Annotated in this window: 16 protein-coding genes; 2 read left to right on the plus strand and 14 right to left on the minus strand. The window is 58.9% G+C overall.

What is annotated here, in order from left to right; translation table 11 throughout:
* Together AKG12_RS31085 and AKG12_RS30345 are read left to right on the plus strand one after the other, a co-directional pair.
* The coding region (locus tag AKG12_RS31085) for an Ldh family oxidoreductase (RefSeq protein WP_285277768.1) at positions 1–651 on the plus strand (651 nt) is incomplete at its 5' end.
* A 4-nt stretch (positions 652–655) separates the two neighbouring features.
* Positions 656–799, plus strand: a complete 144-nt coding sequence (locus AKG12_RS30345; RefSeq protein WP_156316076.1) for a hypothetical protein — start codon at positions 656–658, stop codon at positions 797–799.
* A gap of 75 nt (positions 800–874) precedes the next feature.
* Here the strand turns inward: AKG12_RS30345 and AKG12_RS19755 are convergent, their stop codons facing one another.
* The 14 genes from AKG12_RS19755 to AKG12_RS19820 all read right to left on the minus strand — a co-directional run bounded on the left by AKG12_RS19755 (position 875) and on the right by AKG12_RS19820 (position 14170).
* Positions 875–1120: a helix-turn-helix domain-containing protein gene (locus AKG12_RS19755; RefSeq protein WP_052820141.1), complete on the minus strand. Its 246-nt coding sequence runs from the start codon at positions 1118–1120 to the stop codon at positions 875–877.
* A gap of 468 nt (positions 1121–1588) precedes the next feature.
* Positions 1589–2629 (minus strand): helix-turn-helix domain-containing protein, encoded by a 1041-nt coding sequence (locus AKG12_RS19760; protein WP_052820142.1) that lies wholly within the window; start codon positions 2627–2629, stop codon positions 1589–1591.
* 87 nt (positions 2630–2716) lie between these two features.
* Positions 2717–3316: a phosphonate metabolism protein/1,5-bisphosphokinase (PRPP-forming) PhnN gene (gene phnN, locus AKG12_RS19765; RefSeq protein ID WP_052820143.1), complete on the minus strand. Its 600-nt coding sequence runs from the start codon at positions 3314–3316 to the stop codon at positions 2717–2719.
* Complete coding sequence (locus tag AKG12_RS19770) at positions 3313–4449, minus strand: alpha-D-ribose 1-methylphosphonate 5-triphosphate diphosphatase (protein WP_046799170.1); 1137 nt, start codon at positions 4447–4449, stop codon at positions 3313–3315. The genes phnN and AKG12_RS19770 overlap by 4 nt, the downstream gene beginning before the upstream one ends.
* Entirely contained in the window at positions 4446–5144 is a 699-nt protein-coding gene (locus tag AKG12_RS19775; RefSeq protein WP_052820144.1) for a DUF1045 domain-containing protein, read from the minus strand. The genes AKG12_RS19770 and AKG12_RS19775 overlap by 4 nt, the downstream gene beginning before the upstream one ends.
* A gap of 285 nt (positions 5145–5429) precedes the next feature.
* The gene (gene phnE / locus AKG12_RS19780) at positions 5430–6779 is read right to left on the minus strand and encodes a phosphonate ABC transporter, permease protein PhnE (RefSeq protein ID WP_052820145.1); all 1350 of its coding nucleotides are present in this window, start codon (positions 6777–6779) and stop codon (positions 5430–5432) included.
* Positions 6779–7765, minus strand: coding sequence for a phosphonate ABC transporter, permease protein PhnE (gene phnE, locus AKG12_RS19785; RefSeq protein ID WP_052820146.1), 987 nt, complete (start codon positions 7763–7765; stop codon positions 6779–6781). The genes phnE (AKG12_RS19780) and phnE (AKG12_RS19785) overlap by 1 nt, the downstream gene beginning before the upstream one ends.
* A gap of 70 nt (positions 7766–7835) precedes the next feature.
* Positions 7836–8741 carry a phosphonate ABC transporter substrate-binding protein gene (gene phnD, locus AKG12_RS19790; protein ID WP_046799173.1) on the minus strand — a complete coding sequence of 302 codons (906 nt, stop codon included), beginning with the start codon at positions 8739–8741 and terminating at the stop codon, positions 7836–7838.
* 85 nt (positions 8742–8826) lie between these two features.
* Positions 8827–9687 carry a phosphonate ABC transporter ATP-binding protein gene (gene phnC, locus AKG12_RS19795; protein ID WP_046799174.1) on the minus strand — a complete coding sequence of 287 codons (861 nt, stop codon included), beginning with the start codon at positions 9685–9687 and terminating at the stop codon, positions 8827–8829.
* Positions 9688–9925: 238 nt separating this feature from the next.
* Positions 9926–10543 (minus strand): transferase hexapeptide repeat family protein, encoded by a 618-nt coding sequence (locus AKG12_RS19800; RefSeq protein WP_052820147.1) that lies wholly within the window; start codon positions 10541–10543, stop codon positions 9926–9928.
* Entirely contained in the window at positions 10540–11247 is a 708-nt protein-coding gene (gene phnL / locus AKG12_RS19805; RefSeq protein ID WP_046799176.1) for a phosphonate C-P lyase system protein PhnL, read from the minus strand. The genes AKG12_RS19800 and phnL overlap by 4 nt, the downstream gene beginning before the upstream one ends.
* Positions 11248–11251: 4 nt before the next feature.
* Positions 11252–12028: a phosphonate C-P lyase system protein PhnK gene (gene phnK, locus AKG12_RS19810; RefSeq protein WP_003524419.1), complete on the minus strand. Its 777-nt coding sequence runs from the start codon at positions 12026–12028 to the stop codon at positions 11252–11254.
* Positions 12025–12927, minus strand: coding sequence for an alpha-D-ribose 1-methylphosphonate 5-phosphate C-P-lyase PhnJ (locus tag AKG12_RS19815; RefSeq protein ID WP_046799177.1), 903 nt, complete (start codon positions 12925–12927; stop codon positions 12025–12027). Before AKG12_RS19815 ends, phnK begins: the two co-directional genes overlap by 4 nt.
* A 133-nt stretch (positions 12928–13060) precedes the next feature.
* The gene (locus AKG12_RS19820; protein WP_052820148.1) at positions 13061–14170 is read right to left on the minus strand and encodes a carbon-phosphorus lyase complex subunit; all 1110 of its coding nucleotides are present in this window, start codon (positions 14168–14170) and stop codon (positions 13061–13063) included.
* Position 14171 lies beyond the last annotated feature (1 nt).

Genomic DNA, 14171 nt, shown 5'->3' on the forward strand with positions numbered 1-14171 from the left:
TCCCATAACGCCGGCGTGATGGCATTAACTGTCGAGCGTTTTGCCGAGATGGGTCTTGTCGCGCTGATGTTCGCCAATGCGCCGGCATCCATGGCCCCGTGGGGTGGCAACAAACCGCTATATGGCACCAATCCGATCGCATTCGCTACCCCTGTTGGTAACGCCGATCCTCTGGTGATCGATCTGGCGCTTTCCAAGGTCGCGCGCGGAAAGATCATGGCGGCCCGCCAGAAGGGCGAGACTATTCCGGGTGACTGGGCGCTCGACAGAAACGGCCGGCCAACGACCGACCCTGAAGAAGCCATCGAGGGAACCATGGTGCCCGCGGGCGAGGCGAAAGGTGCCGCACTGGCGCTGATGGTGGAAATCATGGCCGCCGCACTCACCGGCGGAAATTTCGCGTTCGAAGCCTCTTCACTTCTGGATGATAAGGGCGCGCCACCATCACTTGGCCACACGATCATCGTCATCGACCCGGTATCCTCGGGTGGTGCAGTCTTTACTGAACGACTGGCGCTCATCGCCGGCGAGATAGAAAAGCAGGAGAATGTGCGCTTGCCCGGCCGCCGTAGCCAGGGCGTTCGCCGGCAGGCGCTGGAAAGCGGCATCGTCGTCGAAAGCGATATTCTCGCTGAAATCCAGTCGCTTTAAACAGATGCAAAATGAAAAACCCGGCGGACCTGATGATCCGCCGGGCAAACCGTTTATGGCCGCTTTGCATTTGCGTCGATATGGACAGGAAATCATTTCCGGTCCGCTTTTGGTCCGCCATCCCGCCATCGAAATGATGGGATTTTGACGCAGAAAGCCGCTCATCCGGTTTTGGCCTATGGGAAGGGGACGTCTCCACATAAGCCTCTGAAGCGAAAAAGCCTTAGATATCCTGCTCGATCAGGCCACGCAGCAGGGCAATGCTGACGGCATTCAGCAGATTGGTGGCACCCAGCCGGTTACGCACCACTTCCAGCACGTCCTTCACCTCTGCCTCGGTCGCACCGGTCACAAGGGCGATGTGGGAGGGGTGTTTACCCCGCGCCACCAGTCCCAGATAGTGCCGTTCCCGGTCAGATAGGGCGATCTCGCGCGTCTGGCGATGTTCATGCGGCGTTTTTAAAGACATGTTCTTTCTGCCTCAAAAGAGATTGACCTTCCCGGCTTTGCGATCAGGTAATGATTTCATTCCCCGAGGCCCGCCCGCGAACGTTCTGTCTGCACGCGAACGGAAACGTCGATTTCGCCAATAGGTTTCATCTGGCATCAGGAATATGCAATGATGGCCGCTTTCGCAGCCAGCCGGCCCAGCATCGACGTTGTTCCGGGGCATAGGGAGTGCTGCCCCACTGACACTCACAAAACCGGAATCGGTTGTGGATCAGAACAATGTGCAGATTCAAAGCTTTGGAATGTTTTCCGTCACACCCGAAGGGCCACGCGGCGCTCTAATAGGCGATATACTGCACCAATAGAATAACATCTCGCGCCAAGTTTTGCGCTTTTATTGTTATGTTTCGGCACAGAAACCGGGAAAAGCCGACATATTTCTGAATTTTAATGTGTAATTTCGAAATATTGGTGCTGAAAATATGTTTTATCCGGCGGAATGATGCGCATGTTTCTTGCGAATATCCGTCGGGGTCGCCCCAAACCAGCGGGAAACGGAGCGCGAAAACGCACCGGGCGTCGAATAGCCCAATCGATAGCTTATGTCGGAAACCGAAAGGTCGCTCTCCACCAGAAGCTTGAAGCCGGCATTTTTGCGTATGGCGTCCTTTATCTCGTTGAGATTGGTGCCAAGTTCGGCAAGCCGCCGCTGAAAACTCCGTTCGGAAAGATTGAAGTAGGGGGCGATTTCGCCAAGTGAAAGCTCCGCATCCGATAGCCGCATCTGCATATACCGTTTTACCTGATCGATGAAATGTGTTGCATCCGCCGATGTTTCCGGTCGCAGCATCCGGCATTGAAGGTTCATCAGTTCGAACAGCCGCTCATCTGCGTTCGGATTGGCCACGTCGAGGAGCGATACAGGAAGACGCATCGTGTGGATCGCCTGGGAGAAGCTGATCCGCTTGGTCATTCTTTCTTTAAATAGCTGAATATTATTCGGTTTCTGCCGCTCCAGACCGATTTCGACCTGATTGATGCGCTCACCCAGAATATCGCGAAGACGCTGGATCAGAACTGTCAGGGAAAGATCCACATATTGATCACGCTTGACGATGACGGGCGCGAAGGACCAGGAAAGCGTTACATGTGTGGTATCCGCAACCATGGTAAAATTGCTGTTGTTGGTCGCGTAATAAACGTGATCCTGAAGAAACCGCAGGAAAGCCCGCACCGTCGGCGCGCTGATCAGACCGTAACCAAATGCACCGGATGCGCCGGCCGGAAAAGCGGAGGCGCATTGCAGACCGAACGCGTCGTCACCGGAAATCAAGGCGCAGGTTTCGAGCAATCGGCATAATCTGTCGAGGCTTATGCGCTCCGTCAAACTGTCGAAAGTGGCGGGATCAATATCGAGAGCCTTGCAGATGGGGACGATATCGATGCCGCGCGAGCGCGCATAATTGCTAACGCCGGCGGCCAGACCAGCCACCACAGTTATCTCGTCACTGACCCTCTTTTCGGGCATCCCTCGCCTTGGCGTACCATGTTTGGAAATTGTCGCCTGATGGTAAGCTTTGTGTGACCTTTTGTCGAGCGGTCCGGGCCGGGGACATTAAGATCGGTCGGGGCCGACGCTTTGTTCCAGCACCTGCATGATGGTCTTGCCCGCATCTTCGATCGCGCCGCTATTATCCACCGTCGTTACGTCAAAGTCGCCGACGACCGTAAGCGAGCTGCGTTCCAGGCGCCGCAGAATATCCTCGCGGCTTTCCCGCCCGCGCTGTTCCAGCCGCTGCGCCAGCACTTCCGGCCGGGCGACGATGTTCACCACCCTGAGACGGGAAAAGGCGGAACTGAACTCAGGCAAGGCCGAGCGGGAACCGTTGGCAATAACCACGTCTCCCGCCTCAAGTTGGCGATAGACGGCAGCCGGGATGCCATATTTCAGCCCGTGCGCCTGCCAGAAGACGGCGAATGCGCCCTCATCCTGCAGCCGGTTGAACTCCTGCATCGAAACGGCATCGTGATTTTCGCCGCCGGCATCCCCGCTGCGGGTAATCACCCGGCGGGTGAAATGAAAGCCGGGCCGTCCGGACAATTGCCTTGCCGCATAGTCCATCAGCGTATCCTTGCCGGCCCCGCTTGGGCCGACAACCACGATCATCGTGCCGGGCGTTTTCTCACGCCGGCTGTCCTCTCCGTTGCCGGTCATGCCACGCGCTTGCCCTGACGCCAGACCGAGCGGGTGACGGGCACGCCATCTTCGCGGTGAACCCGCACCAGATCGGCCCGCAATCCAGTTGCGATACGGCCGCGGTCAAGAAGACCAACCGTCCGAGCCGGCGTGGCGGTGACCATACGCAGCGCTTCCGGCAGGGTGATGGCTTCCACCTGATCGGCGAGCAGGAACGGTGCGAAAAGCAGGCTGAAGGGCACATAGTCGGAAGAAAGAACATCCAGCACGCCGATCTCGGCGAGATCGCGGGCGGCGATGTTGCCGGAGTGAGACTTGCCGCGAACGATGTTCGGAGCGCCCATCAAGACGCTCATGCCGGCGCTGTGAGAGGCTTTTGCAGCCTCAACGCTGGTGGGGAATTCCGCCAGTTTAACGCCGTGGCCGATGGCTTCGCCCACATGCGCTTCGGTGGCGTCGTCATGGCTTGCGACGGTGATGCCGCGCTTGGCGCAGCTGGCGGCCAGATAATCACGGTGCTTGGCGGAATATTCGGCCGATGCGGCCTGCCGCCGGCGCACGAATTCAGCAAAAGCCTCGTCGCTCAGCCCGCGCTTCTTCTGGTAATAGAAAATGTACTGATCCATGGACTGGAACTGGCGCTGACCCGGGGAGTGGTCCATCAGCGAAATCAGCCGCACGCGCGGATCGGTTTCGAAATCTTCGAAATGGTCCAGAACATCCGCGGAGGCGACCTCACAGCGCAGATGCAGCAGGTGATCTGCGCGCAAGCGGTTCTGATCCGCCGCCGCTTCGATGGCATCAGCCATTTCCCGCATTTCGCCCTTTTTGAAGCCGCCATCCTCGTCCGAGCCGAGCCTCAGGCAATCGAATACGGTGGTGATGCCTGATGACGCAACCTGTGCATCATGGGCCTGAATGGCGGCGATCTTATCCCAGATCACGCCGGGGCGCGGTGAATAATGCTGTTCCAGATGGTCGGTATGCAGTTCCACCAGACCCGGGATCAGGAAATCGCCTTCTAGGTCTTCTCCGGTTTTGGAGGCGCCTTCACTGATATCGGCAATCTTGCCGTCGCGGATCAGAACGGACCCCAGAATGATATCGTCTTCCAAAACGATACGGGCATTGGAGAGGGCGTGCTCGGTCATGGGTTCGCATCTTTCTTTGGCTGCTGGCCAAACGGGTGCCAGCGATGAACGGTAAAGGGGGCGCCGCGCGTTTCTTCAATGAACAAAGCGAGGCCGGAAATGGTGAGAGGCTGATCGACGAATTCGGCAAAACGCGCAGAAAGCACCTCTTGCATGGTGGGCTGGTCGTCCTCGTCGATACGACCGGTCAGTGTCATGTGAAAACGGAAGTCGTCCATGACATGCGGATAACCCCAGAGTGACAGATTTTGCCGTTGGCTCTCCGTCAGCATTTGTGGCCGCCGGCGGGCAATATCGGTCTCGGACAGAGGCGCGCGAAATCGGTCAAAATGGTCGACGATCTCGGCCGCGAAATCCTGCAGTGGCTGGTAGGTCCGGTCTGGAACCAACGCGAAAAACGGTCCGAGCGCGCCAACGACGACACGCGGGATGTCGAAGGCCGGCTGGCTTGCGGCAAAACCCTCGACGGCGGCGAGAAGCGCGGCCTCGCTGTATTTTTCGGCAAGCTCGAAAGGAGCCTTCAGGGTTGCGTGGAAACCGTAACGGCGGGGTTCTTCCGTCATTTCCGCATAGGCGTCATGATCATCATGCAGCGTACCGGAAAATGCATTGCGCCCAAGCCAGCGCGACGCTGCTTCAGTCAGCGGATGATCTTTAGCCGGAGAAAAATAGATGGCGTAGCGCACGGCAAGCACTCTTCAGTGTCATGGAAAACCAAGGATGAGAAGCTATTTGGCGTGACTCGCCCGCTTCCCGCAAGGTCAGGAGTGCGAGGTAATCGCTTTCCGTGACAGAATGATGATGCAGATGGAAAAAAGCACATTCGAAATGCGGTTAAGCCCCCGCACGCCCCTTTGGGGCGCCCGGACCTCGGGGTGAATGCGTCAGGGACAAAAAAACGTCTTTGGGCGGGTGGTTTTATGGGGCGGGGAAAGGAAAGCCGTTACGGCCTTCGCATACAGTCCCGCCCCTTTTATGGCCTAATGCTGCGTTTTCCCAATCAGGCGCGAACGCAGCGAATTGGAGATGTGGTCGAACAGGAAAACGACGAAGAGGATGAGCAGGACCATATAGGCAACCTTGTCCCAGTCGGCGTTGGTACCCATCGCTTCCAGCAGCTTCAGGCCGATACCGCCCGCACCCACCGCGCCGATGATCGTGGCGGAGCGGGTGTTGCTTTCCCAGAAATAGAGCGACTGGGAAATGAAGACCGGCAGCACCTGCGGAAGCACGCCGAAACGATTGACGGCAATCGGGGAAGCACCGACCGATTTGACGCCCTCACGCTGCTTGTCATCGACATTCTCCAGCGCCTCGGCATAGACCTTGCCGAGCGCTCCGGTATCGGTGAAGAAGATCGCGGCAATGCCGGGGATCGGTCCGGGACCGAAACTGCGGGTGAAGAACAAAGCCCAGATCAGCATGTCGATCGAACGCAGGAAATCGAACAGACGCTTCATGCCCCAGTTGGCAGCCCTGTTGGCGGTGATGTTGCGCGCGGCGATGAAGGCGAGCGGCAGGGCAACGAGCGTGCCGAACAGCGTGCCCACAAAGGCCATAACCAGGGTCTGCATCAGCTTGGAAAGAATATCGGCGTGCTGCCAGACGCTGTTGTCGAGGAAATCATCGACCATGTGGTTGATATTCGAGCGCTCGGGATCGAGCCTCTCACCCCACAGCGCCAGAGCCGCGAGTTCGCCATAGCCTTTGCCCCAGAATTCCGACTTGGTGTCGAACAGGAAGTTTGCCCATCCCAGGAACCGGCGCTGCACATAGACCTGGCTGGTGCGGATTTCCGCCTGGCCGGCAAAACCGTAATGGACGAGAACCTTGTTACCGTCCTGCTGGATTTCTTCCGGCAACCCCTCAGGTGCCCGCGCCTGCTCACCATTGATGATGACGGGGTAGTTCTTGCCGTCGACATAAACATCCACCCGGGTTGGCGTCACGTCGAGGCGGTTTTCCATGCCTGCATAAATCACGCTGTAGCCGCCATCCGGCAGGGGCTGCAACCAGTCGATCTTTGAGTCGACCGGATATTGCCCACGGCTGGACCACTGCGGCGCCACCTTGCCATCTTCGAAGCGCAGGCGCGGCTGGGCACGCCAGGAATACCAGTCCTGAATATAGCTTGAGGCTCGATCCCAGCGGCCCTGCATGAAAGCCGGCCCGACATTAAAGAAGAAAAAGCAACTGATGAGATAAACGACGGTAGCGAGAATACCGACCAGCAGACCGTAACGCTGCATGAAGCCGCGTTTGAAAATCGCGGGATGCGCGGCGGTCAGCCTTTCGCGCTCGGCAGTGTTGAGAATGAAGCTTGAGGACATCAGGCTGCTCCCCGTCCGAATTCGAAGGATTGATGGCCGATCAGTCTGCGGCGCAGCCAGCTGGAAAACTGGTCGACGGCGATGATGGTGATCAGCAGCAGGATGATGATGGCATAAGTCTTGGAAGCATGATCGTTGCCGATCGACAGCCGGAACACCTCGCCGATGCCGCCGCCGCCGACAGCACCGATGATGGTTGAGGCACGCACGTTGATTTCGGCGCGCAGCAGCGCGTAGGAGACGAAGTTAGGCAGAACCTGCGGCACGATGGCGAAACGGACACGCTCCAGCCAGTTGGCGCCGGCGGCGCGCAGGCCTTCATCGGGCCTCATGTCGGCATTTTCCACCACTTCGAAGAACAGCTTGCCCAAAGCGCCGATCGTGTGGACTGAAATGGCGATGATCGCCGCAATCGGACCGATCGAGAGAATGGCGGTCAGCAAGCCGGCGACGACGATTTCCGGAAAGGCGCGCAGCACTTCCATTACCCGGCGCACCACCCAGCGCACGAGACCGGCGCCGACAAGGTTGGTGGAGGCGAAGAAGCAGAGCACGAAGGCGAAGCCGGTGCCGATGATTGTCGAAACAAGCGCGATGTTGAGCGTGATGATCAGCTGATAGATGAAGTGCGGGATGTAGAAGCTGTCGGTGATGTAAACGCGGTCTGCGACGTAATTATATTTCAGCGAACCGTCCGCATAGGGTGACGGCAGGTCGAACATCGCCCGGAAGATTTCCAGCGGGCTGTCCGGCACGAAGGTTTTCATGAAGTCGAAGAAATAGGGCAGGCGCTCGAAGAATTTGCCTGAATTGGCCGCGTTGGCAAAATTCAGGGAAGCGGCGAGGATGACGAGAAAGATCACGAGCGAAATAACGGTATAAATCCGTCTTGTCGCAAGCTGCTGTTGATAATGACGCATGACCGTCTGGGACGATGCGCTCAATCCCTTGGGGGAGAGGGTGCCATGATGCAGTGAGGTCGCCATCCGCTTTTTCCTTTATTGGCAAAAGCGGCGGCGCCGCAAGGCACCGCCGCTTTCGGGTATGATCGCAGGATCAGCCGCCGATAACGGACTTACGGGCGTCGATGATCGTCTGGTAGAAGGACGGGTCGACCTTGATGTAAGCGGTGTTCTTGCCCTGGGTGAAACCCTGGAAGCAGGCGAGGTCCTTCTTCGGCAGTTCCATGAAGAAGTTTTCTACCTTCTGCTTCATGGCGTCGCCGAGCTTGTTGGTGACCATGAGCGGGCCGTTCGGGATCAGCGGCGACTTCCAGACTTCGACGATATCGTCCATGTCGAGATTGCCCTTCTTGACCATCTGGTAGAGGTTGCCGGCGGTGTAGCCTTCTTCCCACTTGCCAACGCCCGAACCGAAGGTGGTGCCAACGTCGAACTTCTTGTCGAGAACGGCGAGAACGAGGTTTTCATGGCCGCCGCCGAAGCCGGTTTCAGCGAAGTATTCCTTCACCGGAACGCCGGTTTCCTTCGGAATAGCCACGTTCGGGACGAGGAAGCCCGAGGTGGAGTCAGGATCGGCAAAACCGATCTTCTTGCCCTTGGCGTCAGCCAGCGTCTTGATGCCGCTGTCCTTGCGGGCAACCATGATCGTGTAATAACCGGTCGAACCGTCAGCGCCGGCCGTGGTCAGGATCGGATCTACGGCTTTCGGATCGGCAAGAGCGATCTTCGCGTAGGAGGATGCGCCCATGGAAGCGATGTCGATGGTGCCGCCGAGCAGACCCTGGATGACGCCGTTATAGTCCGGCGACGGGAAAACCTGAACTTCGGAAACGCCGGTCGCAGCCTTCAGGCCATCGGCAACGCACTTCGTGTTGCGGATCTGGTCGGCTTCGTTTTCCGAACCGTCGAGACCGATACGCAGGACCTTGACGTCCTGAGCCATGGCGGAACCGGCCAGAACGCCAAGGGCGACTGCCGAAAGAAGGATTTTCTTCAACATGGACTTTCTCCTGTTTCCCGGCGAGCCGGAGTTTGTTGTGAAGTGTCGGCCCTTGACGCGGGCACAAACGATGCTGAGCGGTTCCTCAGAGCCCGGCGAGAGCGAGCGGTTCGGGACCGGCAGATTGCTGCACCGGACGCGCGGGAAGCTGCGCGCCGGGAATATTGATGCTGGTCGAGGTCATGGTCTCGTCGATGCCAGCCCCTTGAGAATCGGTTCCGTAAATCTCCGTTACGGCCGAAGCGGTCAGTTCCGCCGGTGTTCCGTCAAAGACGACGCGGCCCTGCGACATGCCGATGATGCGCTCGCAATAATTGCGTGCCGTATCCAGCGTATGCAGATTGGTGATGACGGTGATGCCTTCGCGCTCGTTGATGTCGCGCAGCGCATCCATCACGATCTTGGCATTGAGCGGGTCGAGCGAGGCAATCGGCTCATCGGCCAGAACCATCTTCGGAGACTGCATCAGGGCGCGGGCGATGGCGACGCGCTGCTGCTGGCCGCCGGAAAGCGTGCCCGCGGCCTGCATGGCCACATGTTCGATGCCGAGCCGCTCGAGCGCGGCGATCGCCATCAGGCGCTCATCATTGGTGAAGATGTTGAACAGGCTGAGCGCTGTCGAACGGTGGTTGAGACGGCCGAGCATGACATTGGTGAGCACATCCAGGCGCGGCACCAGATTGAACTGCTGGAAGATCATGGCACAGTCGCGCTGCCAGTTGCGGAGCGCTGCGCCTTTCAGCGCCGATACTTCCGTGTCGTTGAAATAGATGGAACCCGAGGAGGGATCAACGAGGCGGTTGATCATGCGCAGCAGCGTTGATTTTCCCGCACCCGAGCGTCCGATAACGCCGACCATCTGGCCCTGCGGTATTTCGACGTTCACGGCATCGACCGCAGTATGGTTGCCGAAACGGCGCGTGACTTGCTTCAGGTGAAAGCTCATTTCCCCGTCCAATCTTCTTTTTTGACGGGGTTCGGCGTAACAGCGGTGCGTGAAGTGTGGATGTCAGTTTCATGAATAAAATATTACAGAATTCGCAGATACGACACCCGAGGGTTCGCCGACAAACCTCTCGTCAGGCATGTCATGAGCAGGAAATCCCGCCGGCATTTCTGGAGCCGACAAACAGAAATCCCGGGACGTGGCCCGGGATTTGCAATTGCTTCGCTATGAGCGGAGTTCATCCACCATATTTCGCCACGAAATCCTCGGCGGCGAGGGCGCGGAAATCATCGAGCGCGCCGCGCAGTCTGGCATGGTCCCAATCCCACCAATTCAGATCGTCCATGCGCCGGCCAAGCTCCGCTGGAAAACGCTCGCGGATCAGCCGGGCGGGCACGCCACCGACGATGGTATAGGGCGCGACATCTTTCGATACCACCGCGCCAGCCCCGATCACCGCACCGTTCCCCACCGTCACGCCGGGCAGGATGGTCGCGCCATGGCCGATCCAGACATCATGGCCGATCACCACCCGCTTGGCGCGGCGGGCGGCGAAGAAATCCGTTTCATCCTCAGCGTCGTCCCAGTAGCTGCGGGCGCGATAGGTGAAATGGTGCAATGTCGCCCGCTGCATCGGGTGATTGGTGGCGTTGATGCGGACGGAGGCGGCGATATTGACGAATTTGCCGATGGTGGCGCACCAGATCGCACCGTCCTGCATGACATAGGAATAGTCGCCCATCTCAACCTCCTCGAGGCGGCAGCGTTCCGAAATTTCGGTATAGCGGCCGATCGAGGAGTTGGTGACGCGGGCGGTTTCGTGAATGGCGGGTTCGAGACCGACCTTGACACTCATGCCGCTGCCTTCCGGGGAGAGAATTGCGAGACGTCGAGAATGCGGTCGGCCACGGCTTCCCGCACTTCCTCGTCGTGGAAGATGCCCAGCAGCGCGGTGCCCTTTTCTTTTTTCTCCCTGATCATGTCGACGACCACGCGCCGATTTGTGGCGTCGAGTGAGGCCGTCGGCTCGTCGAGAAGCAGGATCGCATGATCGGTGATGAAGCCGCGCGCGATGTTGACGCGCTGCTGCTCGCCGCCCGAAAAGGTTGCGGGCGGAAGCGACCACAATTCCCGTGGCAGGTTCAGCTTCGAAAGCAGCGTCGCCGCCTGTTCGCGCGCATCTTCGGCGGCCACCTTGCGGGCCAGAAGCGGTTCGGCAACGACATCGATGGCAGCGACACGCGGCACGGTGCGCAGGAACTGGCTGACATAACCGATCGTGTGATGGCGAATTTCGAGGATCGTCCGCGGCGAGGCATTGCCGATATCAACGACCTGATCCCCGTGGCGGATGAGGATCTGCCCGCTGTCGATGGCGTAGTTGCCATAGAGCATTTTCAGGATCGAGCTTTTGCCGATACCCGACGGGCCGCCGAGCACGACGCATTCGCCGCCGCAAACGGAGAAATTGACATCGCGAACGACCGGCAATTCGATGCCGTCGCGAAGATGCATGGTGAAGCTTTTGAAGACTTCCGAAACGATAAGGGGCGTCGGCATGGCGTCAAACCTGCAGAATAGAGGAAACAAGCAATTGCGTGTAAGGCTCGCGCGGATCGTCGAGCACCCGGTCGGTGAGACCATGCTCGATGACGTCGCCGCCCTTCATCACCATCATGCGATGGGAAAGCAGTCGCGCCACCGCCAGATCATGGGTGACGACGACGACGGCAAGGCCGAGATCGTTGACGAGGCCGCGGACCAGATCAAGCAGGCGTGCCTGCACGGACACATCGAGACCGCCGGTCGGTTCGTCCATGAAGACGAGGCGCGGCGAGGTGACGAGGTTGCGGGCGATCTGCAGGCGCTGGCGCATGCCACCGGAAAAGGCACGCGGCTGATCGTCGATACGGTCGGTGCCGATTTCCACCCGCTCCAGCCATTCGCTGGCCGATTGCCTTATATTGCCATAGTGCCGATTGCCCACGGCCATCAGCCGTTCGCCGACATTGGCGCCGGCCGAAACAGCCATACGCAACCCGTCCGCCGGGTTCTGGTGAACGAAGCCCCAGTCGGTGCGCATCAGGAAACGGCGTTCGGCCTCACCCATGTGGTAGAGGTCGCGCACGGAGCCGTCGCGCATGCGATATTCCACGCTGCCCGCCGTTGGCATCAGCCGGGTGGAAATGCAGTTGAGAAGCGTGGTCTTGCCGGAACCGGATTCTCCGACAATGGCCAGGACCTCGCCCGGATAAAGTTCAAAGGAAACGTTGCGGCAACCAGCCCGGTCGCCGTAATATTTGGAAACGTCCCGGACTTTCAGAAGTGGTGCGTCGCTCATTCTGCGGCCTCCTTCACATCCGCCAGCATATGGCCCTTGTGGCCATGGGCGCGGCGGTCCTCGCAATGGTCGGTATCGGAGCAGACGAACATCCGCCCACCCTTGTCATCAAGCACCACCTCGTCCAGATAGACATTCTCGCCGCCGCACAGTGCACAGGGCTTGTCAAAGCGCTGGATTTCAAACGGATGGTCCTCGAAATCCAGGCTGACCACGTCGGTATAGGGCGGCACGGCATAGATGCGCTTTTCGCGCCCGGCGCCGAACAGCTGCAGCGCGTCCGACATATTCATTTTCGGATTGTCGAATTTCGGCGTCGGCGAAGGATCCATCACATAACGTCCGGCAACCTTCACCGGGTATGCATAGGTGGTGGAGATGCGGCCGTTGCGGGCGATGTCTTCGTAGAGCTTGACGTGCATCAGGCCATATTCTTCCAGCGCGTGCATGACGCGGGTTTCGGTCTCGCGTGGCTCGAGGAAGCGCAAGGGTTCGGGAATGGGAACCTGATAGACCAGAACCTGTCCGGAATGCAGTTCTTCCTCCGGAATGCGGTGCCGCGTCTGGATGATGGTCGCGTCCCTGGTGCGGGTGGTGACGGCAACATTCGCCACCTTCTGGAAAAAGGCGCGGATGGAAACCGCGTTGGTGGTGTCGTCGGCGCCCTGGTCGATGACCTTCAGCACATCGTCGGGGCCGACGATGGAAGCGGTCAGCTGCACACCGCCGGTGCCCCAGCCATAGGGCATGGGCATTTCACGGGAAGCGAAGGGAACCTGATAACCGGGAATGGCAATGGCCTTCAGGATCGCCCGGCGGATCATCCGTTTGGTCTGTTCGTCCAGATAGGCGAAGTTGTAGGCAGCCAGCCCGTCGTCAAATGAAACTTCTTTAAGCATTGCGCGTTAACCTTGCGAAAAAAGGAGTACAAGCTCATGGAGATTGGAATTCTTGCAGCCGTGTTCTTTGCTGTTTTTGCAGCATCGACCGTCTTTTGCGCTTACTGGTTTGGAGAGCAGCACAGCCGCTGAGCTATTCGGCTGCATCGCCCATCCACTCCGCGCCATCAGCGTTGATCGCCTCGAAATCGGCGCGCATTTTCCTGACCAGACCGAGTTCGGCCTGAAAATCCACGTAATGCGGCAATTTCAGATGTTCGACGAAACCCGTCGCCTGGACGTTGTCTGCATGTGAGATGACGAATTCTTCATCCTGCGCCGGGGCGACGACATCTTCGCCGAATTCACCGGCGCGAAGCGCGCGATCGACCAGCGACATGGCCATCGCCTTGCGTTCGCTCTGGCCGAAAACCAGACCATAACCGCGGGTGAACTGCGGTGGCGCTTTGGCCGAGCCCTTGAATTGGTTGACCATCTGGCATTCAGTAACCTGAATGTCCCCAAGCGAGACGGCAAAGCCGAGTTCGGGAACCTCCAGCTCCACTTCAACATCACCGATGCGGATTTCACCGACGAAGGGATGCGTGCGGCCGTAACCGCGCTGTGTCGAATAGGCGAGTGCGAGAAGGAAGCCCTCGTCACCGCGTGCCAGCGATTGCAGACGCAGGTCGCGTGGCATCGGAAATTCCATCGGCTCGCGCGTCAGATCGCCGGCAATATGCTCATCAGGCATATCACCATCGCTTTCGATCAGCCCTTCTTCGGCGAGAATGTCGGAAACCCGCATGACATAATCCGGCTCGCCTTCACGAATGGCGGGGGTTTCGACAGCCTCGTCTTCGAGCAGCGAGGGATCGAGTAGACGGTGGGTATAATCGAAGGTCGGTCCCAGTAATTGCCCGCCCGGCAAGTCCTTGTAGGTTGCCGAAACGCGTCGCTGCACCGTCATGTCAGCCGTATTGACCGGCAGCGAATAGCCGAACCGCGGCAACGTGGTGCGGTAGGCGCGCAGCAGGAAGATGGCCTCGATCATGTCGCCGCGTGCCTGCTTGACGGCAAGGGCTGCAAGCGACTGATCGTAAAGTGAGGCTTCCGCCATGACGCGGTCGACGGCGAGTGAAAGCTGGGAAACGATCTGCGTGACAGTCATCGCCGGCAGGTCACGGTCTCCGCGCCGCTTGTCGGCCAGAAGCCGGTGGGCGTTGGCGATGGCGGTTTCCCCGCCTTTGACAGCAACATACATC

Source organism: Agrobacterium sp. SUL3 (assembly GCF_001263295.1).
In the GTDB taxonomy this organism is placed as follows: Bacteria; Pseudomonadota; Alphaproteobacteria; order Rhizobiales; family Rhizobiaceae; genus Agrobacterium; species Agrobacterium tomkonis.

Coding starts and splice junctions, on each gene's coding strand:
- AKG12_RS30345 (WP_156316076.1), top strand. CDS start 656: ATGCAAAATGAAAAACCCGGCGGACCTGATGATCCGCCGGGCAAACCG.
- AKG12_RS19755 (WP_052820141.1), bottom strand. CDS start 1,120: ATGTCTTTAAAAACGCCGCATGAACATCGCCAGACGCGCGAGATCGCC.
- AKG12_RS19760 (WP_052820142.1), bottom strand. CDS start 2,629: ATGCCCGAAAAGAGGGTCAGTGACGAGATAACTGTGGTGGCTGGTCTG.
- phnN (WP_052820143.1), bottom strand. CDS start 3,316: ATGACCGGCAACGGAGAGGACAGCCGGCGTGAGAAAACGCCCGGCACG.
- AKG12_RS19770 (WP_046799170.1), bottom strand. CDS start 4,449: ATGACCGAGCACGCCCTCTCCAATGCCCGTATCGTTTTGGAAGACGAT.
- phnE (WP_052820145.1), bottom strand. CDS start 6,779: ATGTCCTCAAGCTTCATTCTCAACACTGCCGAGCGCGAAAGGCTGACC.
- phnE (WP_052820146.1), bottom strand. CDS start 7,765: ATGGCGACCTCACTGCATCATGGCACCCTCTCCCCCAAGGGATTGAGC.
- phnD (WP_046799173.1), bottom strand. CDS start 8,741: ATGTTGAAGAAAATCCTTCTTTCGGCAGTCGCCCTTGGCGTTCTGGCC.
- phnC (WP_046799174.1), bottom strand. CDS start 9,687: ATGAGCTTTCACCTGAAGCAAGTCACGCGCCGTTTCGGCAACCATACT.
- AKG12_RS19800 (WP_052820147.1), bottom strand. CDS start 10,543: ATGAGTGTCAAGGTCGGTCTCGAACCCGCCATTCACGAAACCGCCCGC.
- phnL (WP_046799176.1), bottom strand. CDS start 11,247: ATGCCGACGCCCCTTATCGTTTCGGAAGTCTTCAAAAGCTTCACCATG.
- phnK (WP_003524419.1), bottom strand. CDS start 12,028: ATGAGCGACGCACCACTTCTGAAAGTCCGGGACGTTTCCAAATATTAC.
- AKG12_RS19815 (WP_046799177.1), bottom strand. CDS start 12,927: ATGCTTAAAGAAGTTTCATTTGACGACGGGCTGGCTGCCTACAACTTC.
- AKG12_RS19820 (WP_052820148.1), bottom strand. CDS start 14,170: ATGTATGTTGCTGTCAAAGGCGGGGAAACCGCCATCGCCAACGCCCAC.